Source organism: Micromonospora mangrovicola, assembly GCF_047200535.1.
In the GTDB taxonomy this organism is placed as follows: Bacteria; Actinomycetota; Actinomycetes; order Mycobacteriales; family Micromonosporaceae; genus Micromonospora.
The window spans coordinates 1-21,031 of record NZ_JBJZOG010000103.1; the positions used below are offsets into that span (position 1 = coordinate 1).

The window sequence follows — 21,031 nt, forward strand, 5'->3', positions numbered from 1 at the left end:
TCCAGCCCGGCGAGCAGCCAGCGTCGCGCCTGGTCGGCGTTGGCCAGGGTCTCCTGGGTGGAGAAGGTCTTGGAGACCACGACGAACAGGGTGCTGGCCGGGTCCAGGTCGGTGGTCTTGTCGTGGATGTCGGTCGGGTCGATGTTGGACACGAACCGGCAGGTGATGCCCGCGTCCCGGTACGCCTTGAGCGCCTCGTACGCCATCACCGGTCCCAGGTCGGACCCGCCGATGCCGATGTTGACCACGGTGGTGATGCGCTCGCCGGTGGCGCCGCGCCACGCGCCCGAGCGCACCCGCTCGGCGAAGGCCGACATCCGGTCCAGCACGGCGTGCACGTCGGCGACCACGTCCTGCCCGTCCACCACCAGCGAGGTGTCGCGGGGCAGGCGCAGCGCGGTGTGCAGGGCGGCCCGGTCCTCGGTGGAGTTGATGTGCTTGCCGGCGAACATGGCGGCGATCCGCTCGCTCAGCCGTACCTTGCCGGCGAGGACGGTCAGCAGCGCGACGGTCTCCGCGGTGATCAGGTTCTTGCTGTAGTCCACGTGCAGGTCGGCGACCTCGCCGGTGAGCCGCTCACCCCGCTGCCCGTCGGCGGCGAACAGCTCCCGCAGGTTGGTGCCGCGCATCGCCTCGGCGTGCTTGCGCAGCGCCTGCCATTCGTCCGTGGTGGTGACGTCCACAGCCATCGGGTAGATCTTCTCCTTCACGACGAGGTCTGCCAGCGGGCCGTCGTCGCCCCGCTGCCGGCCGACCCCACCAGCCTGCCACCCGCGACGGGCACGCGCGACGCGACCCGACATCGCCCACCCCTCGGGCTGGGCTGGCGGGCTTCCGCCACCGACCGTTGGGACACCTGTTCGACCCGGCGCGCGGCTTGACCTCGAGCGCACTCGAATTCATAGCGTGGCGGGACCGGCCGCCGCCCGGTCAGCGCGGCGTCATCCCAGGGAGCATCGCCATGCGTTACCGCGTCCTCGGCCGCACCGGCATCGAGGTGAGCGTCCACTGTCTCGGCACGATGATGTTCGGCGCGGTCGGCAACCCCGACCACGACGACTGCGTACGCGTCGTGCACGCCGCCCTCGACCGGGGCGTGAACTTCGTGGACACCGCCGACATGTACTCCGCCGGCGAGTCGGAGGTCATTGTCGGCAAGGCGTTGAAGGGCCGGCGCGACGACGTGGTCCTCGCCACCAAGGTGCACTTCCCGATGGGGGAGGGTCCCAACCGGGGCGGCAACTCGCGACGGTGGATCCTCCGGGCGGTCGAGGAGAGCCTGCGCCGCCTCGACACCGACTGGATCGACCTCTACCAGGTGCACCGCCCCGACCACACCACGGACGTCGAGGAGACGCTGGGTGCGCTGACCGACCTGGTCCGGGCCGGCAAGATCCGCGCCTTCGGTTGCTCCACCTTCCCGGCGGAGGAGATCGTCGAGTCGCACCACGTGGCCGAGCGGCGGGCGCTCGGCCGGTTCCGCACGGAGCAGCCGCCGTACTCGATTCTCGCCCGGGGGGTCGAGACCTCGGTGCTCCCGGTCTGCCAGCGGTACGGCATGGGCGCCCTGGTGTGGAGCCCGCTCGCCTCCGGGTTTCTCTCCGGCCGGTACCGGCAGGGCCGGACCGTCGACCTCACCGCCGGGCGGCCGGCCCTCACCCCGGCCCGGTTCGACCCGGCGCTGCCCGGCAACGCCGCCAAGTACGCCGCCGTCGAGGAACTCGTCGCGCTCGCCGGGGAGGTGGGCTGCACCCTCCCCGAGCTGGCCGTCGCGTTCACCGTGGCGCACCCCGCGGTCACCTCGGCGATCATCGGCCCGCGCACGATGGCCCAGCTGGACGGTCTGCTCGGCGGCGCGTCGCTCGCCCTGGACGACGCGGTGCTCGACCGGATCGACGAGATCGTCCCGCCCGGTGTCAACCTCTACCAGCCCGACGGCGCCTGGGCCCCGCCCGTGCTCACCGACCCGGCCCGCCGGCGGCGATCCCTCGCCGACCGGGCCGCCGCCTGAACCCGGGCGGCTGGCATGATCGCCGGATGCCCGCGATGCTGCCGTCCGAGTCCGTCCGGTTCGAGCTGCACGGTGCCGACCCCGTGCTCCGCCTGGCCGTCGAACCGCCGCCGGATCTCCGCCCGGAGCAGTGGTCCCTGATCAGCCGGCTGACGCTCTGCGTGGTCGACGGCCCGGGTGAGGTCGGCTACCTCACCGCGCGCTTCGGCCCGCAGGGCGACGCCGCGCCGGCCGGCTGGGACGAGGCGGTCGACCGGGCCGGCGGGAGCCACGTGGTCTTCGGTGCCGGGCCGGACGCCCCGGCCGTCTTCGTCCGCTCCTGCTGAGCCCTGCACGCGCTCGGCGGCCTGCGCGGCACCGACTACGAGATGGTGGACGCGTCCGGGCTGATGGTCAGCCGCGGCTCGGCCGCCGTCCGCTGATTTCCCGTCGACCGGGGCCCGGCGGTCGGTCACACTGGCCACGTGGATCATCGTGACCTGGTCCGGGTGAGCAAGCGGATGTCCCTGGCGCTGCGGCACCGGCCGGACCGGTTCGGCCTGGCCCTCGACCGGGCCGGCTGGGTGCCGGTCGGCGACCTGCTCGCCGCGCTCCGGATCAGCCGCGCCGACCTCGACGCGGTGGTCGCCGGGAACGACAAGCAGCGCTTCGCCGTGGCGCGGGGCGCCGACGGCGTCGACCGGATCCGGGCCAGCCAGGGGCACTCCGTCCCGGTCGAGCTGGGCCTGGCCCCGGCGAGCCCGCCCGAACTGCTCTTCCACGGCACCAGCGACAGCGTGCTGCCGGCGATCCGGGTCGAGGGACTGCGCCGGGGCCGCCGGCACCACGTGCACCTGTCGCCGGACGTGGCGACCGCCCGCCGGGTCGGGGCCCGCCGGGGCGGCACGGTGGTGATCCTGACGGTGGAGGCCGCCGCGATGGCGGAGAACGGGTTCGTCTTCTACCGCAGCGACAACGGCGTCTGGCTCACCGACACCGTCCCGGCGGCCTACCTGCGCCCCTGACCGGGTCGGCCACGGGCCGGCTCAGTCGTCGCGTTGTCCGGTGAGGAAGTCGGCCAGTACCCGGGTGTGGGTGGAGAAGGCCAGCTCGACCGGCTCGGTGAGGACCAGCCACTCGGTGGCCTCCTCGGTCGGCGCGGACGGCGGCAGGTCGCCCTGCGGCCGCTCGGGCAGCACGCCGAAGATCATCATGGTGCCGCCGGCCGGCGCGCCGTGCACCGCGAACAGCCGCGCTTCGTCGGCCTCGGCCAGCAGGCCGGTCTCCTCCCGCAGCTCCCGGACCAGGGCCTCGGACCACTCCTCGCCGTACTCGACGAAACCGCCGGGGAGGGCGAGCTCGCCCCGGCCGGGTTCGATGTCGCGGCGGACCACCACCACGCCGAGGCCGGTCGGCGTCCGGACCGGCAGCACCGCCACCGCGACGGGCAGCGGGTTGCGCCACACCGTCTCCCCGCAGGCCGCGCAGACCCGCGGCCAGCCGGCGTCCGCCGGGTAGGCCACGCCGCAGTACGAGCAGTGCGAGTACGGTGCGCCGGTCACGCCGCTGCACGTTACCCGCTCGGCCGGCGGGCCGCGCCCGTCACCTGCCCGGCTCGGGGTTCCGCTCGGGGTGCAGCAGTCGTTCGGCGATCCGCCGGACGTCCGCCGTGGTCATGCCGGTGCGCTGCGCCACCGCGAGCGGGTGGTCGGTCGGCTCGACCTCGATCAGCGGTCGGATCCCCACCGGTCGTGTGTGCACGTGGGTCTTGAGGTTCACCGTGGTCGCCCCGTAGACCGGAAGCTCGGTGGAGAGCCAGCCGAAGTAGGGCGGCTCCGCCTCGCGGCCCGGGCTCTCCCACAGCTCCACAGTGCGGCCGAAGTTCGCGCCGCTGAGCGAGACCCAGACGCCCCAGGAGAAGTGACCCTCCGCGTCGAGCAGCGGAATGTCGAGGTTTCCCTGGATGAAGAAGTGCTCGCCGTGGATGACGCACAGGTCGGGGGTCAGCTCGCTGTCGGCGTCCGCCGCCAGTTCGTCGGACCAGTAGACCGGCGCGGGGGTGCGGTAGGACAGTGGTGGCTCGTCGTGCCGGTCGCCGCACGTGCCGCAGGTGTACCCGAGGGTGTCATGCACCGGGCGACCCTAACCGACGCAGGCCGCCCGGAGGGCGGCGCGGGCCGCCATCAACGCGAACCCGAGCAGGTTGTCACCCCGCCACCGGGCCGGATCCGCCGCTCTCGGATCGTCGGCGGCCAGGCCGATGCCCCAGATCCGGTCGACCGGGCTCGCCTCCACCAGCACCCGCTGGCCGGTGCCCAGCAGGAACCGCCTCAACTCCTCGTGCTGGCCGAACTTGGGCACGCTGCCGTCGACCACGACGGCGTAGCGCCGCGCCGCCCAGGTGGCTTCGTCGAAGCCGCGTACCTGCCGGCCGAGAGACTTGGCGCGGTGCGGGTGGGGGGCGGCCAGGATCCGCTCGGCGACCTCGGCGTCGCCGAAGAGGGTGGCCTTGCGCCACATCATCCAGTGCTCGGCGGTGGCGTACGTCCGGCCGTCCACGGTGAACGGTGCCGGCCACCACTGGCTCAGGCAGCCGGTGCCGATGCTGCCGTCCCGCTGCGGGCGGTGCCCCCAGAAGTGCAGATAGCGCACGCGCTGTCCGGACCGGACGGCGTCGACCAGGTCGGCGACGGATCGGATCGGCATGATCGACAGTCTGCCGGAGGGCACTGACACTTCGCCGCCGCGTTCCGCGGCACCGGAAACCGCCGGCCGGGTCCCGACCGATGCCGCCGGCCAGCGCCGCCGGCGCACGTCGATCGTGTGGCACCCGCCAAGAGGTGCGCATCGGGGCTCGACGGACGCCACCACTCCATGATCGACGGAGCGGGGAGGGCGGGTCAGGGGGTGGGGGTGCCGGTGTACGCGGCGGTGCACCGGGTCGCCGCCGCGTGTGCCTCGTCGGCGGGGGTGCCGGCGGCGACGCTCGCCTGCTCCCAGCGCTCGCTGCTCTCGAGCATGAACCGACGCCCCTCCTCCGAGCCCGTCCAGGCCGCGGCGGACGCCGGGTCGACGCCGGCGCCGGCGGCCCCGAGGTGCGAGGCCAGCCCGAGCAGTCCCAGGTCCCACCCCATGCCGACCGCCCCCGGGCCGAACTCGACCCAGCGCTGGTCGTCGACGTGCGCGACGTGCTCCAGCTCGAACCGGGTACGCCCGGCGCCGACCTCGGTGAGCCGCACCTCGATCCAGCTCATCTCGCCGCCGTACTCCCAGGTGGCGGCGAAGCTGTGCGGCGGGTCGCAGCGCTCGACGGTGCCGCCGGCGTTCCCCTCCAGCTGGTAGCGGCCGCCGAGCTTCAGCTCTCCGGAGACGGGCAGGAACCAGCGGGGGATCCGCTCGGCGTTGGTGCAGGCGTCCCAGACGTCCGCCAGCGGCGCGTCGTACGTCTGGCTGATGGTCATCACGCGGGCCTGGCCGGCGGGCAGCGTACGGCTGCCGACCCGGCGCTCGATGGCGTTGATCTGGCCGGTCACGTCGATCATGGTGTGGTCCTCTCGTCAGGGTTGCCTTCGCGCAGCCGCCGTTCCCGCCGGCCGCGGGCCAGTTCGGTGGCGAGCGCCTCCAGCGGCGGCGTCCAGAACCGGCGGAAGCCGGCGAGCCATTCGTCGACCTCGCGCAGCGGGCCGGGCTCCACCGCGTAGAGGCGGCGGGTGCCCTCGGGTCGCACGGTCGCGAAGCCGTGCTCTCGCAGCACCTTGAGGTGCTGCGAGACCGCTGGCTGGCTGATCCCGAACTCCCGCTGGACGGTCGCGCCGAGCGCTCCGGCGGTCTGCTCGCCCTCGGCGAGCAGCTCCAGGATCCGGCGGCGGACCGGGTCCCCGAGGACGTCGAAGGCGTGCACCGGCTCTTTCTATCAGACCTGACTTATATAAGCTAGCGCTGTCGGTGGCGGCGCGCCGTGCGGCGTAGCTCGTCGGCACCCCAGACGATCGGCGGGAAAACCAGCAGCAGCGCCAGCGCGGCGGGGGCGGGCGGCCGGGTGCCGAACACGTCCTGCAGCGGCGGCGCGCCCACGATCAGCGCCGCGAAGCCGATCTCGAAGGCGATCCCCCAGAGCAGCAGGCGGTTGCTGAACACCCCGACCGACCGCAGCGAGGCGTACGCGGTCCGTGCCGCGAAGGCGGTGCCGATCTGGCAGGCCACGATGCCCAGGAAGGTCATCGTGGTGGCCTGGAGATAGGCGTCGTGCAGCGGTGTGCCGGGACCGGTGGGCGCGCCGGGCGTCCAGCCGGCCCCCAGTAAGACGGCGAAGAACCCGGCCAGCACCAGCACCGCCGAGATCGACCCGAGGAATCCCCAGGCCCGGGCGAGCATCGGGCCGTTCACCACCTTGTCGCTGCGCCGCCGCGGTGGCCGGTCCATCAGCCCCGGCTCGGCCGGCTCCCGGCCCAGCGCCAGCGCCGGCAGTGTCTCGGTGCCCAGGTCGATGGCGAGGATCTGCAGCACCGTCAGCGGCAGCGGCACCGCCCCGGCGGAGAGCGCGAAGATCAGGAACGGCACCACCTCCGGGGTGGTGTGGGCGAAGATGTAGAGGATGAACTTGCGGACGTTGTCGTAGACCCGGCGGCCCGCGCCGACCGCCGCCACGATGGTGGCGAAGTTGTCGTCGGTGAGCACCATGGTGGCGGCCTCCCGGGTCACGTCGGTGCCGGTCCGCCCCATCGCCACCCCGATGTCCGCCCGGCGCAGGGCCGGCGCGTCGTTCACCCCGTCCCCGGTCATCGCGACGACCTCGTGGTTGGCCCGCAGCGCCTCCGCGATGTGCAGCTTCGCCTCCGGCGACACCCGGGCGAAGACCACCTCCCGCCGTTCCCGAAGCAGTTGGCACAGCTCCTGCTGCGACATCGTGTCGAGCCGGTCGCCGGTGACCACGGTGGCCTCGCCGCGGGTGATCCCGACCTGTCGGGCGATCGCGGCGGCGGTCAACCCGTGGTCGCCGGTGACCATGATGATCCGGATGCCCGCCGTGTGGCACTTGGCGACCGCCTCCGGCACCTCCGGCCGGGGCGGGTCCACCATGGCGACGAAGCCGAGGAAGGTCAGCTCCCGCTCGGCGTCGGCCCGGTCCGTCGGCACCCCCACCAGGACCCGCCGCGCCACGCCGAGCACCCGCCTGCCCTGGCCCGCCTGCGCGGTCACCGCTTCGGTCAGCTCGCGGCGGTACGCCTCGTCCAGCGGGCGGTCCGACCCGTCCGCCCCGAGCGTGCGGGTGCACCGGCGCAGCACCTCCTCGGGCGCGCCCTTGGTGTGCAGCCAGCACCGCCCGTCCCGCTCGTCGACGGTCGACATCAGCCGCAGCTTCGGGTCGAAGGCGAACTGTGCCCGCCGTCCGGCGTGGTCGCCGTCGGTCACCCCCAGGTCGGCGGCGAACCGCAGCGGCGCCACCTCGGTCGGGTCGCCGCTGTCCAGGTCGGCGTTGTTGCAGGCCGCCACGGCGACGGCGAGCGCGCCGAGCGCCGCGTCGGGTCGGGTCCCGCGCCCCGGAGCCGGATCGAGCAGGGTGTCCGCGGCCCGGACGGCCACCACCCGCATCCGGTTCTCGGTCAGCGTCCCGGTCTTGTCGGTGCAGATCACGTCGGTGGAGCCGAGCGTCTCCACCGCGCTGAGCCGCTTCACCACCGCTCCCACCCGGGCCAGGCCGCGTACCCCGGCGGCCAGGGCGAGGGTGATGGTGGGCAGCAGCCCCTCCGGCACGTTGGCGACCAGCAGGCCGATGGCGAACGCGAACGCGTCCTCGATCGACATGCCGGCGGCGAACACCCCGATCGGGAAGAAGACCAGCCCGGCGCCGATCGCCACCGCGGCGATCAGCCAGGCCACCCGGCGCACCTGCTTCTCCAGCGGGCTCTCCTCGCGGCCGACCCGCTGGGAGAGGGCGGCGATCCGGCCCAGCTCGGTGCCCATGCCGGTCGCGTACAGCAGCGCCCGGGCCTGCCCGCCGAGGCAGTTGGTGCCGCTGAAGACCAGGTTCGCCGCCTCGGTCGGGCCGCCGGTCGCCGCCGGCGCGTCGGCGGTGCGGTAGACCGGCTGGGACTCGCCGGTCAGCGCGGACAGGTCGACCTCCACCGACCCGTCGATCAGCCGGGCGTCGGCGGAGATCCGGTCGCCCTCGGCGACGGCCAGGACGTCGCCGGGGACCAGATCGGTCGCCGCGATCTCCTGCCAGTGTCCGTCCCGGCGGACCCGGGCCTGCCGGGGCAGGTAACGGGTGAGCGCCTCGACCGCCCGTTCGGCCTGGCGTTCCTGCACCGAGGCGAAGAGCGCGTTCAGCACGATCACCACGAGGATCGCCCCGGCCAGCACCGGCGTGCCGGCCAGCCAGGCCAGCGCGGCAGCCACCCAGAGCAGCAGCGCGAGCGGGTGCATCACCTGCCGGGCCAGCTCCCGCCACCAGCTGCGCCGCCGCTGGCGGCGCAGCTCGTTCGAGCCGTACCGGGCCAGCCGGCGGCGGGCCTCGGCGGTGTCCAGGCCGTCCGGGTCGGAGCCGAGCGCGGCGTACAGCTGGGGCAGCGGAGCGCCCGGGTCCGGGCCCTCCTTGGCCGTCCGCCGCTCCGCCACAGTCCCAGGCTGCGGCAAGCGGGTTCCCGTTGGGCCGGTTTTTGGCCATCCGCCGGCTCTGCGCAGCCTGCTCACCGGCATGGTGGCGCTGACCGCCGCGGCCCTGCTCGGTCGGGCCAACTGGTGGCGCCCCGGCCGGCGTGCCCGCGCGTCGGCCGCGACGTCCCGGTGCCGGTCGCCTGACCGGGCGCGGGGCGCCCGCCGCACCGGGCGCTCCGCGACGGGCGGTCAGCCGCCGAGGCGGGCGGCGACCGTGCTGCGCAGCTCGGGCAGCCGGTCGTGCAGCAGGCCGGGGCACTGGGTGTTGTTGAAGTCCTTGTGCCCGTAGATCTCGCTGGCCGGGATGCCGTACTGCTGGCAGGTGAAGGCGCAGAACCAGACCAGGCTGTCCCAGAGCGCCTGGGGCGGCTGCACGTCGAGGTAGATGCCGTCGTTCTCGATGCCGATGGCCTGGCTGTTCTGCCCGACGCAGTGCGCGCCCTGCACCATGGTCTGCCCGTGCAGCAGCGCGTACAGGCTGCCGTGCCGGCCCTCGGTCAGGTAGCCGCCGCGGCTGTTGGTGAAGTGCTGCCCGGAGTCGAGCCAGCCGTTGGTGTCCATGTGCAGGTCCTGGATGTCGCGGGAGTTCTGGTACGCGTGGGCCAGGCTGTAGTCGGTGGTGTTCGGGAACGCCGTGTGATGAATGATGATCTTGTTCGGGCGGCTCTGCACGACGCTCACGGCCGACGACGGCGGGCGGGCGCCCCAGGTCGCGCAGTTGGCGATGGTGGGCTGGTCGACCCGGGTGGCGACCGCCCGGGCGCCGAGGTCGGCACCGAACTGGGTCAGCGCGGTCGCGCCGGCGGCGGCGCCGAGCAGGACCGCGCCGCGCAGCACGGCACGCCGGGGAAGGGGGACGGACATCGGGGCCTCCTTGTCGGGGACGGACTCCGCCGGTGGTGGCCGGACGGCTGCTCCGGGTCACGGCGTGGTGTCGGACGCGCCGAGCCGGAGTAGCCGCAACGGTCGGCCCACCACCGGCGGGCGGGTCAGCAGGGTCCGTTGCAGGCCAGCACCTTGAGCCGGTCCAGGGTGCCGTTCCAGACGTCCTGGTCACCGGGGAACGTGCCGGAGGAGGCCCACTGCCAGAACGAGTACACCGACCAGCCGGCCGGCAGGGTGCCGACGCTGCTGGAGTAGCGAGCGATCCAGAGCGGATTGTTGGCGGCGAACTGCGAGGTGTTGCCGGTGCAGGTGCTCCACCAGTCGGTGGTCGTGTAGATGGTGGCCCACCGGCCGGTCCGGGCGTAGTACTGGTTGACGAACGAGGCGATCCAGCTGCGCATCGAGGACTGGCTCAGCCCGTAGCAGGTGGAGCCGTACGGGTTGTACTCGATGTCGAGCGCGCCGGGCAGGGTCTTGCCGTCCTTGGACCAGCCGCCCCCGTGGTCGACGAAGTAGTTGGCCTGGGTGGCGCCGCTCGTGGTGTCCGGCCGGGCGAAGTGGTACGACCCGCGGATCATGCCGACGTTGTACGAGCCGTTGTACTGCTGGGCGAAGTACGGGTTGGTGTAGTAGGTGCCCTCGGTGGCCTTGATGTACGCGAACCGGGCGCCGTTGTTCCAGGCGGCGGACCAGTTCACGTTGCCCTGGTAGCTGGAGACGTCCATGCCGGGCAGGCCGGCCGGGGCGGCGCTGGCGGGCCTCGCGCCGAGCGTGACCGAGGCGGTCAGGGTGACCGTGGCGAGCAGGGTGGCGGCGGCAGCGCGCAGCGCCGATCGCAGGGGACGGTGCATCTTTCCTCCCTGGGGGTTGCCGCCCTCGGGCGGCGGGAGTGTGACGAAAGGAACTGTCAGTATTACGGCACACCGCGGAGAAATTCTGCAATAGACGTATGGAAGTTTTTCTCTGTAAGGCGGTCGGCCGGGCCCACCACGATCCCGGGGGAACCTTCTCCGGCCGGTGTGTCGATACCGGATCCGCCCGTTCGTATGGAGGGTGGAGGGGCCGGAACGGGCCGGCCCGCCGGACGAGGAGAACCGGATGAAGCAGTACCTGATCAGCATGTACCAGCCGGCCGGCGAGCAGCTGCCGGACCCGGAGTTCCTGGCCGGGGTGATGCGTGAGGTCGACGCCATCGGCCGCGAGCTGAAGGAGTCCGGCAGCTGGGTGTTCGGCAACGGCCTGCACGCGCCGCAGACCGCGACCGTGCTCCGCCCGAAGGGCGACGAGGTCCTGGTCACCGACGGGCCGTACGCGGAGGGGAAGGAGTACCTGGGCGGCTTCACCATCATCACCGCGCCCGACCTCGACGCCGCCCTGGAGTGGGGCCGCCGCTACGCGCTGGCCACCACCCTGCCCATCGAGGTGCGCCCGTTCCAGGGCGAGGTATGACCGACCCCACCGACGTCGAACGGGTCTTCCGGGCGCAGTACGGACGCGCGGTCGCCGTCCTGGTCCGCCTCCTCGGCGACATCGACCTCGCCGAGGAGGCGGTGCAGGAGGCGTTCACCACGGCGGTGGACCGGTGGGCCGCCGACGGCCCGCCGCCCAGCCCGGCCGGGTGGATCATCACCACCGCGCGGAACCGGGCGGTCGACCGGCTGCGCCGCGAGGCCACCCGGGCCGAGCGGCACGCCGAGGCCGCCCTCCTGTACGCCCCCGACCCGCCGGCCGAGGAGGGCCCCGTGCGCGACGACCGGCTCCGCCTGATCTTCACCTGCTGCCACCCGGCCCTGGGCACCGCGGCCCGGGTGGCACTGACCCTGCGGCTGCTCGGCGGGCTTAGCACCATCGAGATCGCCCGGGCCTTCCTGGTCCCCGAGCCGACCATGGCGCAGCGCCTGGTCCGGGCGAAGGCCAAGATCCGCGATGCGCGGATCCCGTACCGGGTGCCCCGCGACGCGGACCTGCCCGACCGGCTCCGGGCCGTGCTCCCCGTGGTCTACCTGATCTTCACCGAGGGGCACACCGCCAGCTCGGGGGAGCGGCTGGTCCGCGACGAACTGTGCGTCGAGGCGATCCGGCTGGGCCGGCTGCTCGCCGAGCTGATGCCGGACGAGCCGGAGGTGCTCGGACTGCTCGCGTTGATGCTGCTCACCGAGGCGCGGCGACCCGCCCGCTGCGGGCCGGACGGCGCCCTGGTGCCGCTCGGCGAGCAGGACCGCGGTCGCTGGGACCGCGCGCTGATCGCCGAGGGGCAGGCGCTGGTCCGCCGCTGCCTGCGGCGCAACCGGCCCGGCCCGTACCAGATCCAGGCCGCGATCAACGCGGTGCACAGCGACGCGGCCACCGCGGCCGACACCGACTGGGCCCAGATCCTCGCCCTGTACGACCAGCTCGCCGCCTGCGCGCCCGGGCCGGTGGTGGCGTTGAACCGGGCGGTCGCGCTGGCCGAGGTGCACGGACCGGCCGCCGCGCTGGCCGAGGTGGATCGGCTGGACCTGGCCAACTACCACGTCCTCCATGCCGTCCGCGCCGACCTGCTGCGCCGGCTCGGTCGGGGCGCCGAGGCCGCCCGGGCGTACGACGCGGCCATCGCGCGCACCGACAACGCCGCCGAGCGGGCGCACCTGCGGCGGGTCCGCGACCGGCTGGACGGTCCGCGTCGGCCGGCGTAGCGCAGCGGGCGCTCACACCTCGGGCAGGCCCACGTAGTTCTCCGCCAGGCTGGTCGCGTACGGGCGGGAGGTCGCCACGTAGCGCAGCGTCGAGGACTGCAGCTTCGCCTCGTACCCGTCCTGGCCGTCCAGCCGGTGCAGCATGGAGGTCATCCACCAGGAGAAGTGCTGCGCCCGCCAGACCCGGCGCAGGGCGGTGGCCGAGTACCCCTCCAGCAGGTCGGTCCGCCCCTCGCCGTACCAGGCGGCGAACGCGTCGCCGAGCAGCGCGACGTCGGCGAGCGCCAGGTTCATGCCCTTGGCCCCGGTCGGCGGGACGATGTGGACGGCGTCCCCGGCCAGGTACAGCCGCTGCCACTGCATCGGCTCGACCACGAAGCTGCGCATCGGGGTGATCCCCTTCTCCAGGATCGGCCCCTCGTTGAGCGACCAGCCCGGCACCGTTTCCAGCCGGGCCCGCAGCTCCGCCCAGATCCGCTCGTCCGGCCAGTCGGCGATGTCCTCGTCCGGGGCCACCTGCAGGTAGAGGCGCGAGATCTCCGGTGAGCGCAGGCTGTAGAGGGCGAAGCCCCGCTCGGTACGGGCGTAGATGAGTTCGTCGACCGCGGGCGGTGCGGCGGCGAGGATGCCCAGCCAGGCGAACGGGTACGTCCGCTCGTACGTGGTCAGCACGCCCGCCGGCACGGCCGCCCGGCTCACCCCGTGGAAGCCGTCGCAGCCGGCCACGAAGTCGCAGTGCAGCTCCTCCTCCCGCCCGTCCCGGCGGAACCGGATGACCGGGGAGTCGGTGTCGAGACCCTCGGGGCGTACGTCGTCGACCTCGAAGAGGAGCCGGCCGCCGGCGGCGAGCCGGGCGGCGATGAGGTCCTTGACCACCTCCTGCTGCCCGTAGACGGTGATCGCCCGGCCGGTCAGCTCGGTCATCGGCACCCGGTGCGACTCGCCGTCGAAGCGCAGCTCGATGCCCTCGTGCCGCATCCCCTCGCGCTGGAGCCGCTCGCCCAGGCCGGTGCGGCACAGCAGGTCGACGGACCCCTGTTCGAGGACCCCCGCCCGGACCCGGTGCTCCACGTACTCCCGGCTGCGGCACTCCAGCACCACGGACTCGATGCCGTGCAGGTGCAGCAGGTGCGAGAGCATCAGTCCCGCCGGACCCGCTCCGACGATGCCGACCTGGGTACGCATGGCTGTCTCCTCGCCCTACCGTCGCCGCCCGCTGTCCTGCGGTCGTTCGCTCCGCCAGCCTGCCGGATCGCGCCGCGCACCGCCGCCTCCGCTTTCCGCCCAGCGGAAGCCGGTCACACCTGCCGGTCCCGCCCGGCGCCGAGGGAGGCCGCCGCCATCAGCGCGACCGCGGCGCAGAGGGCGCCCAGCGGGAGCGTCCAGCCGCCGGAGCCGTCCCGGAGCACGCCGAGCAGGACCGGGCCGGTGGAGCCGAGCAGGTAGCCGACCGACTGCACGGTGCCGGAGAGGTCCCGGGCGGACTCCGGCGTACCGGCGCGGATGACCAGCAGCGCCAGCGCCAGACCGATCCCGGCGCCCTGCGCCAGGCCGGTCACCGTGGCCCACAGCAGGTAGAGCGCGGGCGCGGCGAGCAGCCCCAGCAGGCCCACCCCCCAGGCGCCGCAGACGAGCAGGGCGAGGCCACGCTGGTCGCGCCGCCGGGCCGCCAGCGCGGGAGCGGCCACCGCGGTCACGATCCCGAGCAGGTTGAACAGCGCGAGCGCCCAGCCGGCCCCGGTCGCGGGGACGCCCGCGTCCCGCAGCAGCGTGGGCAGCCAGGCCAGCAGCGCGTAGTAGGTCAGGGACTGCATGCCCATGAACCCGGCGAGCTGCCAGGTGACCGGTGAGCGCAGGACGTCGGTGCCGCCGAGCCGGGCGGCCGGGGCGGGGTGCCGGCGCCGCAGTTGGGGCAGCCAGACGATCGCGGCGACGGCGGCCAGCCCGCCCACCAGCAGCAGGGTGCCCCGCCAGCCGAGTCCGGCGTGCGCCAGCGGGGCGGCGACGGCGGCGGCGAGGGCCGCGCCGCCGGTGAGCGCCGCCGTGGTCAGGGCGGTCACCCGGCCCTGCCGCTCCCGGAAGTCCTGTTTCACGATGCTCGGCACCAGCACGTTGCCGACGGTGATCCCGGCCCCGACCACCACCGTGCCGGCGACCAGCCACCAGAAGCCGGGTCCGGTGCGGACCAGGCTGCCGGCGATGATGCCGAGCATCGCCAGCAGCAGGGCGGCCTCGATGCCGACCCGGCGTCCGAGCAGCGCCGCGAACGGGGAGAGCAGTCCGAAACAGAGCACCGGCAGGGTGGTGAGCAGGCCCGCCGCCCCGCCGGTCAGGCCGAGGTCGCCGCGGACGTCGGGCAGCAGCGGGGCGAGCCCGGCGATGGCCGCCCGCAGGTTGAGCGCCAGCAGCACCACGCCCAGCAGGGTGAGCCCGCCCGCCGCCGGTCGGGCGGGGGAGCCGGGCAGCGGTGGCCGGGTGGTTGGCGGGGTTCTCACGCGCTCGCCCGGTGCGCCGGCGAGCGGCGTGGTGCCACATCGTGCCGCAGGCTCGGGAACGGGTCGTCGACGGCGGCCGCGAGCCGGGCGGCCACCTGGTCGGCGGCGTCCCGCAGCGCGGGCACCAGGCGCGCCAGGTTCGCCCCGAGGCTGTGTACGACGATGCCGATCGAGGCGACCGCGGTGCCGTCCGGATCGAGGACCGGCACCGCCACCGAGCACGAACCGAGTGTCATCTCCTCGCTCGTCGCCGCCCAGCCCCGCCGCCGCACGTCGGCCAGCTCGCGCGCCAGCCGTCCCGGCTCGATGACGGTGTACGGCGTGCAGCGGCGCAGCGGCCCGCGCAGGAAGGCGGCGAGGTAGGCGGCACTCTGGAAGGCCAGCAGGGCCTTGCCGACGCCGGTGGCGTGCAGCGGCAGCCGTCCGCCGACCCGCGAGATGATCGGCACGGACCGGTGCCCGGTGACCTTCTCGACGTAGAGCGCCTCGCCCCCGTCCCGCACCGCGAGGTGGACGTTCTCCTGTACCAGGGCGTGCAGGTCCTGCAGGTACGGCACGGCCACCTCGCGAAGCCGGGTGTGCAACGGCGACAGCAGGCCGACCTCCCAGAGCCGTACGCCCACGGTGTAGCTCCCGTCGGGGCCGCGGGACAGGGCACCCCAGGTGACGAGTTCGCCGACCAGCCGATGCGCCGTGGCCACCGGAAGTCCCGCCCGCCGGGCGATGTCGCTCAACGTCAGCGTCGGGTGGTCGACGTCGAACGCGGCGAGGATGGCGAGCACCCGCGAGGTCACCGAGGTACCCGGGTCACGGATGCCGCCAGCCACGCTCGTCTCCTCCCGCGGTCGATCAGAACGGGTACCGGGTGATGTCGCCCTGCATGGTCAGCCACTGGGTCTCGGTGAACGCCTCGATGTTCGCCGCCGGGCCGCCGAACCGGGAGCCGGTGCCGGACGCGCCGACCCCGCCGAACGGGGCCACCGCCTCGTCGCTGACCGTCTGGTCGTTGATGTGCACCTTGCCGCTGGGGATCCGGTCGGCCAGCGCCAGCGCCTTCATCACGTCCCGGCTGAGGATGCCGAGCGACAGCCCGTACTCGGTGTCCCGGGCGAGCGCCGCCGCCTCGTCGAGGTCGGCGAAGGCGACCACCGGCGCGACCGGGCCGAAGACCTCCTGCGCGTACGCCGGGGTGGTGGGGGTGACGTCGGCGAGCACGGTCGGGCGGTAGAACAGCCCCTCGTAAGTGCCGCCGGCGGCCAGCCGCGCACCCGCGTCGACGCTCGCGGTGACCAGCGAATGGATCTTGTCCCGCTGGCGCTCGTCGATGATCGGGCCGAGCGCCACCTGCTCCTTGGCCGGGTCGCCGACCGGCAGGTGGTCGGCCTTCTCGGCGAGCTTCTCGACGTACCGCTCGACCAGGCTCTCGTGCACCAGGTGGCGACCCGTGGTCATGCAGATCTGCCCCTGGTGCAGGAACGAGCCCCAGGCGCCGGCGGAGGCGGCGAGGTCCAGGTCGGCGTCGTCGAGCACGATGAGGGCGGAGTTGCCGCCGAGCTCCAGGTGCGCCCGCTTGAGGTGGCGGGCCGCCGCCTCGCCGACCTTCCGGCCCGCCGCGGTCGAGCCGGTGAAGCTGATCACCCGGACGTTCGGATCGGCCACGAGGGCCTCGCCGGCGTCCACGCCGCCGGGCAGGACGTGCAGCAGCCCCTCCGGCAGTCCGGCCTCCTCGAAGACCCGGGCGATGGACAGGCCGCCGGCGACCGCCGTGCGGGCGTCGGGCTTGAGCACTACGGCGTTGCCCAGGGCCAGCGCCGGCGCGACCGAGCGGATCGACAGGATGAGCGGGAAGTTGAACGGCGAGATGACGCCGACCACGCCGACCGGAAGCCGGCGGGCCAGGCTGAGCCGGGGCTGGGCGCTCGGAATGATCTCGCCGAGCGGGTGGGCGGCGAGCCCCGCCGCCTCGTAGCACTCCTGCGCCGCGGTGTCCGTCTCGACGCCGGCCTTCGGCGGGATCGACCCCGCCTCCCGGACCAGCCAGTCGCCGATCTCGGCGGCGTGCTGCTCGAACAGCGCTCCGGCCCGGCGCAGCACGGCGGCGCGCTCGAGGTAGCTCGTGGCGGCCCAGGCGCGCTGCGCCGCGGCCGCCCGGGCGGTGGCCCGCGCCACGTCGTCCGCGTTCGCCACGCCGACCAGGCCGAGTTCCTCGCCGGTGGCCGGGGCGCGGACGGCGGCGCTACCGCCCGCGGCCGCCACCCAGCCGTCGCTGTAGACCATGCCGTGCCATGTCGCGGCGTCGAGAAGAGCCACTGTGTCCTCCTGTGTGGGCGCGGTACGCGGGATCAGGGTTCGAAGTGCGGTTCGGGAACGACCGGTACGTCGAGCAGGAGCGGCTCGGTCCGGCCGGCGAGGGTGGGGACGACCTCGTCGAGGACGGCGAGCAGCTCCGGGTAGCCGGTCACCCGCCGGGCGGGACAGCCGAGGGCCCGGCCGAGCCCGTGCACGTCCACGTCGTCGAACGCCGGCCAGGGTGCCTTCCCGCCCACCTTGTCGGCCAGCCGGTCCATGACCGCGTACCGGCCGTTGGAGAGGATCACGAAGAGCGCCCCGCAGCCGTACCGGGCGGCACTCCAGAGCCCCTGGATGCCGTAGAGCGACGAGCCGTCCCCGAGCACCGCCACGACGGGCCGGCTCGGGTCACCCATCCGCAACCCGGCCGCCGCCGGCAGTCCGAAGCCGAGGCCGCCCATGGCCGCGCTGACGAAGCCACGGGGCTCCCGGGCGGGCAGCAGCCGGTGCAGGTCCGGCCGGGTGGACGGGGTCTCCTCGACGAGCACGACGTCCCGGGGCAGCCGCTCGGCGAGCGCGGTGAACACGTGCGCCGCGCGCATCGGTTCGCCGTCGGCCGGCGGCACGACCGTCATCCGGGCGGGCGTCGCGGGTTCGACCTGCCGCGGCGCCAGCTTCCCGGTCACCGCCGCGCAGAGCGCCGCCGGGTCGGCGAGCACGGCGAGGTCGGCCCGGCTGTGGTGCAGTTCGTCGGGGTCGGCGGAGACCACCGCCACGGTCAGCCCGTCCGGCACCAGCGGGCCGGGCTCGTAGGGGTACTGCCGGAAGGCGCCGGTGCCGACGACGAGCGCGAGGTCGTGCCCGTCGAGCACCGAGCGCAGCCGGGACCGCCCGGCGGGCAGGTGCCCGGCGAAGCGCGGATGGTCCTGCGGGAACCCGGCCCGGGCGCCGAACGCCTCCTGCCACACGGGCGCGCCGATCCGCTCCACCAGCGGCACCAGCGCGTCCCACGTCCGGCGGTCGTCGGCTCCGGCGCCCACCACGACCACCGGGTTCGCCGCGCGGTCGAGCAGCCGGGCCACCTCGTCGGCGGCCGGGCCGGGTGCCGAACCCGCGCGCAGCACGGTCGTCGGCGCGGCCAGCCCGAGCGCGGGGTCGACCGGTGCCGACCAGTCGTCCATCGGCACCACCACGATGGCGGGACCCTGATGCTGGACGGCCTCGTGCCACGCGCGCCGGACCGCCGCCGGTACGTCCTGGGGCAGCACCGGCTGGTTCACCCAGACCGGGTACGACCCGGCGAGGTCCTCCAGCCGCCCGGCGAGGAACGGCTCCAGTGCCAGGTGGCGTCGGTCCTGCTGGCCGACCACCACGACCAGCGGCGCCCGGTTGACCCGGGCGGTGGCGAGCGCGCCCACCGCGTTGCCGAGCCCGGCGGTGGTGTGCAGGTTGACGAACGCCGGCCGGCCGCTGGCGATCGCGTACCCGGTGGCCATCCCGACCACCGACCCTTCGTGCAGGCCGAGGACGAAGTCCAGGTCGTCCGGCAGGTCGGCGAGGAAGGCCACCTCGGTCGAGCCCGGATTGGCGAAGATGCGGTGCATCCCGCACTGCCGGAGCACGTCCAGGGTCGCCTCGCGTACCGTCGTCATGAGGTCATCCGGTGCTTCTTCGCGCGCTGGACCTGCTCGAACACGTGCCCACGCAGCTCCGCGAAGCGGGCCGACGAGCGGGTGCCGAGCTGGTCCCGCTCGTCGGGCAGGTCGACGGTGACGTCGTCGAGCACGACGGTGGGGGAGGAGGAGAGCACCAGCACCCGCTGGCCGAGGTAGACCGCCTCGTCGATGTCGTGCGTGACGAAGAGGGTGGTCACCCCGAGCCGGTGCCACAGGGACCGGACCAGGTCCTCCAGGTCCGCCCGGGTCTGGGCGTCGACCGCCGCGAACGGCTCGTCCATCAGCAGGATGTGCGGCTCGTACGCGATGGCCCGGGCGATCGCGACGCGCTGCTGCATGCCACCGGAGAGCTGCCACGGGTACGCCGACCGCACGTCGGCCAGTCCGACGGCGTCCAGCGCCTGGTGGACGAGCTCTTCCCGGCGCGCCTTCGGGATCTTCTTCTCCTTCAGCGGCAGCTCGACGTTCTTCCGCACGGTCATCCACGGGAAGAGGCTGCGGCCGTACTCCTGGAAGACGACGGCCATGCCGGGCGGCGGACCGTTGACCGCGGCGCCCTCGAGCACGACCTCGCCGGCGGTGGGGGCGAGCAGCCCGGCGATGCACTTGAGCAGGGTGGTCTTGCCGGCGCCGGACGGGCCGACCACGCACACGAGCTCGCCCTTGCCGACGGCGAAGGTGAGGTCGCGGACGGCCTCGACCGAGCGGCCGTGCCCCTCGTACACCTTGCGCACGCCGCGGACGTCGAGCAGCACCTCGGTGCCGGTCCGGGTCTGGGTCTGGGTCATGACACTCATCGACTCCCACCTCGCTGCGCCTGCCGCAGCCCGAAATACCAGTTGAGGGCCCGCCGCTCGAACAGCCGCATCAGCAGGGCGAGCAGGAACCCGAGCACACCCAGCAGCAGGATGCCGGTCCACATCTCGGTGACCGCGAACGTCCGCTGGAACTGGATGATGGTGAAGCCCAGCCCGTTGCTGGCGGCGAACATCTCGCTGATGACCATGAGGATGATCCCGACCGAGAGCCCCTGCCGCATGCCGGTGACGATCTGCGGGCTGGCCGACCGGATCACCAGGTGCCAGAGCCGGGCCGGGCCGCGTACGCCGTAGCAGCGGCAGGTCTCGACGAGCACCTCGTCGACCGCCCGGACACCCTCGACGGTGTTGAGCAGGATCGGCCAGACGCAGCCGGAGACGATCACCAGCACCTTCATCGTGTCGCCGATGCCGGTGAAGAGCATCAGCACCGGGACCAGCACCGGCGGCGGGATGGCCCGGAGGAACTCCAGTACCGGTTCGCAGAACGCCCGCAGCCGGCGGGAGGAGCCGATCAGCACCCCGAGCCCGACGCCGAGCAGCACCGCGAGGAGGAAGCCGCCGAGCAGCCGCAGCAGGCTGGGCAGCACGTCGGCGGTCAGCCGGTCGGAGAGCCACACGTCGTCGAAGGAGGTGAGGATCTGCGACAGCGGCGGCAGGTAGTAGCTCTCGCTGTCGGCGGTCAGCACCCACCAGAGCGCGAGCAGCACGCCCGGGAGCGCCAGCGCGGCGACGGTCGCGCGGGTGATCCGGTGCAGCAGGCTCATTCCGCCACCTCCCGGCGCAGCGACGGGTGCCAGGCGAGCAGCCACCGTTCCAGCCGCCGGGCGAGGACGTTGACCGCCACGCCCAGCAGCCCGGTGACGATCACCAGCGCGTACATCCGGGCGACGGCGCCGCCGGACTGCGCGGTGCCGATCTCGTTGCCGAGCCCCGGCGCGCCGATGACCAACTCGGCGGTGACGGCGAGGATCAGCGCCACGGCCGCGGCGAGCCGGACCCCGGTGAGCACGTACGGCAGCGCGGTCGGCCAGGTGACGTGCCGCAGCCGGGCCCAGCGGTTCAGCCCGAAGGTGCGGGCGGTGTCCTGCGCGACCGGGTCGACGTCCTGCACGCCGTACAGCACCTGGACGAGTACCTGCCAGAACGCCGCGTAGACCACCAGCAGCAGGACGGACCGGAGGTCGGTGCCGAAGACCAGGACCGCGAGGGGGATGAGGGCGACCGACGGGATGGGCCGGAGGAACTCGATCGTCGAGGCGGTGAACTCGCGCAGCACCGGGACGGTGCCGACGACGAAACCGACGGCCACGCCGAGCGCCACGGCGACGGCGAGGCCGATCGACCAGCCGCGGACGGTATCGCCGAGGGCGGCCCAGAACGCCGGGTCGCCCACCAGGTCGGCGAGGGCCACGCCGATCCGGCTGGCCGGCGGCAGGTAGTTCGGCGAGACCAGGCCGCTGCGGGGCACCAGCTCCAGCAGGGCGAGGAAGGTGGCGAATCCGCCGACGCCGAGCAGGGCGTTGCTGCGGAGCAGCCGACCGGC

At 73.9% G+C, this 21,031-nt stretch carries 22 protein-coding genes; 5 read left to right on the forward strand and 17 right to left on the reverse strand.

The features are described 5' to 3' along the window. On the reverse strand, positions 1 to 689 hold a 689-nt coding region (locus ACL02O_RS28175; RefSeq protein WP_459560895.1), incomplete at its 3' end, for a glucose-6-phosphate isomerase. 272 nt (positions 690 to 961) lie between these two features. Here ACL02O_RS28175 and ACL02O_RS28180 point away from each other — a divergent pair. The 3 genes from ACL02O_RS28180 (at position 962) to ACL02O_RS28190 (ending at position 3,015) form a co-directional block, all read left to right on the forward strand. Then, positions 962 to 2,011, forward strand: a complete 1,050-nt coding sequence (locus tag ACL02O_RS28180; RefSeq protein WP_412821198.1) for an aldo/keto reductase — start codon at positions 962 to 964, stop codon at positions 2,009 to 2,011. A gap of 26 nt (positions 2,012 to 2,037) precedes the next feature. Then, a complete protein-coding gene (locus ACL02O_RS28185; protein ID WP_412821199.1) occupies positions 2,038 to 2,337 on the forward strand; it encodes a hypothetical protein in 300 nt (99 codons plus the stop codon). A gap of 138 nt (positions 2,338 to 2,475) precedes the next feature. After that, the gene (locus ACL02O_RS28190; protein WP_412821200.1) at positions 2,476 to 3,015 is read left to right on the forward strand and encodes an RNA 2'-phosphotransferase; all 540 of its coding nucleotides are present in this window, start codon (positions 2,476 to 2,478) and stop codon (positions 3,013 to 3,015) included. A 21-nt stretch (positions 3,016 to 3,036) separates the two neighbouring features. Here the strand turns inward: ACL02O_RS28190 and ACL02O_RS28195 are convergent, their stop codons facing one another. The 8 genes from ACL02O_RS28195 to ACL02O_RS28230 all read right to left on the reverse strand — a co-directional run bounded on the left by ACL02O_RS28195 (position 3,037) and on the right by ACL02O_RS28230 (position 10,383). Next, positions 3,037 to 3,552 (reverse strand): NUDIX domain-containing protein, encoded by a 516-nt coding sequence (locus tag ACL02O_RS28195; RefSeq protein ID WP_412821201.1) that lies wholly within the window; start codon positions 3,550 to 3,552, stop codon positions 3,037 to 3,039. A gap of 40 nt (positions 3,553 to 3,592) precedes the next feature. Then, the gene (locus ACL02O_RS28200) at positions 3,593 to 4,123 is read right to left on the reverse strand and encodes a DUF2199 domain-containing protein (RefSeq protein WP_412821202.1); all 531 of its coding nucleotides are present in this window, start codon (positions 4,121 to 4,123) and stop codon (positions 3,593 to 3,595) included. Between the two features lie 9 nt (positions 4,124 to 4,132). Then, entirely contained in the window at positions 4,133 to 4,696 is a 564-nt protein-coding gene (locus ACL02O_RS28205) for an NADAR family protein (protein WP_412821203.1), read from the reverse strand. Between the two features lie 194 nt (positions 4,697 to 4,890). Continuing rightward, the gene (locus tag ACL02O_RS28210; RefSeq protein ID WP_412821204.1) at positions 4,891 to 5,532 is read right to left on the reverse strand and encodes an SRPBCC family protein; all 642 of its coding nucleotides are present in this window, start codon (positions 5,530 to 5,532) and stop codon (positions 4,891 to 4,893) included. Beyond that, positions 5,529 to 5,891: an ArsR/SmtB family transcription factor gene (locus ACL02O_RS28215; protein ID WP_412821205.1), complete on the reverse strand. Its 363-nt coding sequence runs from the start codon at positions 5,889 to 5,891 to the stop codon at positions 5,529 to 5,531. Before ACL02O_RS28215 ends, ACL02O_RS28210 begins: the two co-directional genes overlap by 4 nt. A 32-nt stretch (positions 5,892 to 5,923) precedes the next feature. Then, positions 5,924 to 8,608 (reverse strand): cation-translocating P-type ATPase, encoded by a 2,685-nt coding sequence (locus ACL02O_RS28220; RefSeq protein WP_412821206.1) that lies wholly within the window; start codon positions 8,606 to 8,608, stop codon positions 5,924 to 5,926. A 228-nt stretch (positions 8,609 to 8,836) separates the two neighbouring features. Beyond that, positions 8,837 to 9,511 carry a peptidoglycan recognition protein family protein gene (locus tag ACL02O_RS28225; RefSeq protein WP_412821207.1) on the reverse strand — a complete coding sequence of 225 codons (675 nt, stop codon included), beginning with the start codon at positions 9,509 to 9,511 and terminating at the stop codon, positions 8,837 to 8,839. Positions 9,512 to 9,636: 125 nt separating this feature from the next. Continuing rightward, on the reverse strand, positions 9,637 to 10,383 hold the full coding sequence (locus ACL02O_RS28230; protein ID WP_412821208.1) for a lysozyme: 747 nt from the start codon (positions 10,381 to 10,383) through the stop codon (positions 9,637 to 9,639). 247 nt (positions 10,384 to 10,630) lie between these two features. Between ACL02O_RS28230 and ACL02O_RS28235 the strand changes: the two genes are divergently transcribed. After that, on the forward strand, positions 10,631 to 10,981 hold the full coding sequence (locus ACL02O_RS28235; protein WP_412821209.1) for a YciI family protein: 351 nt from the start codon (positions 10,631 to 10,633) through the stop codon (positions 10,979 to 10,981). Then, entirely contained in the window at positions 10,978 to 12,207 is a 1,230-nt protein-coding gene (locus ACL02O_RS28240) for an RNA polymerase sigma factor (RefSeq protein ID WP_412821210.1), read from the forward strand. Before ACL02O_RS28235 ends, ACL02O_RS28240 begins: the two co-directional genes overlap by 4 nt. A 12-nt stretch (positions 12,208 to 12,219) precedes the next feature. Here the strand turns inward: ACL02O_RS28240 and ACL02O_RS28245 are convergent, their stop codons facing one another. The 8 genes from ACL02O_RS28245 to ACL02O_RS28280 form a co-directional block, all read right to left on the reverse strand. After that, the gene (locus tag ACL02O_RS28245) at positions 12,220 to 13,392 is read right to left on the reverse strand and encodes a 4-hydroxybenzoate 3-monooxygenase (RefSeq protein ID WP_412821211.1); all 1,173 of its coding nucleotides are present in this window, start codon (positions 13,390 to 13,392) and stop codon (positions 12,220 to 12,222) included. 113 nt (positions 13,393 to 13,505) lie between these two features. Then, positions 13,506 to 14,702, reverse strand: a complete 1,197-nt coding sequence (locus ACL02O_RS28250) for an MFS transporter (RefSeq protein ID WP_412821212.1) — start codon at positions 14,700 to 14,702, stop codon at positions 13,506 to 13,508. Then, complete coding sequence (locus ACL02O_RS28255; protein WP_412821213.1) at positions 14,699 to 15,529, reverse strand: IclR family transcriptional regulator; 831 nt, start codon at positions 15,527 to 15,529, stop codon at positions 14,699 to 14,701. Before ACL02O_RS28255 ends, ACL02O_RS28250 begins: the two co-directional genes overlap by 4 nt. A gap of 22 nt (positions 15,530 to 15,551) precedes the next feature. Continuing rightward, on the reverse strand, positions 15,552 to 17,012 hold the full coding sequence (locus ACL02O_RS28260; protein ID WP_412821214.1) for a benzaldehyde dehydrogenase: 1,461 nt from the start codon (positions 17,010 to 17,012) through the stop codon (positions 15,552 to 15,554). A 32-nt stretch (positions 17,013 to 17,044) separates the two neighbouring features. After that, complete coding sequence (locus ACL02O_RS28265) at positions 17,045 to 18,643, reverse strand: thiamine pyrophosphate-binding protein (RefSeq protein WP_412821215.1); 1,599 nt, start codon at positions 18,641 to 18,643, stop codon at positions 17,045 to 17,047. Further along, positions 18,640 to 19,464: an ABC transporter ATP-binding protein gene (locus ACL02O_RS28270; RefSeq protein ID WP_412821216.1), complete on the reverse strand. Its 825-nt coding sequence runs from the start codon at positions 19,462 to 19,464 to the stop codon at positions 18,640 to 18,642. The genes ACL02O_RS28265 and ACL02O_RS28270 overlap by 4 nt, the downstream gene beginning before the upstream one ends. Then, a complete protein-coding gene (locus tag ACL02O_RS28275; RefSeq protein ID WP_412821217.1) occupies positions 19,461 to 20,252 on the reverse strand; it encodes an ABC transporter permease in 792 nt (263 codons plus the stop codon). The genes ACL02O_RS28270 and ACL02O_RS28275 overlap by 4 nt, the downstream gene beginning before the upstream one ends. Next, positions 20,249 to 21,022, reverse strand: a complete 774-nt coding sequence (locus ACL02O_RS28280) for an ABC transporter permease (RefSeq protein WP_412821218.1) — start codon at positions 21,020 to 21,022, stop codon at positions 20,249 to 20,251. The genes ACL02O_RS28275 and ACL02O_RS28280 overlap by 4 nt, the downstream gene beginning before the upstream one ends. Between the last annotated feature and the right edge of the window lie 9 nt (positions 21,023 to 21,031).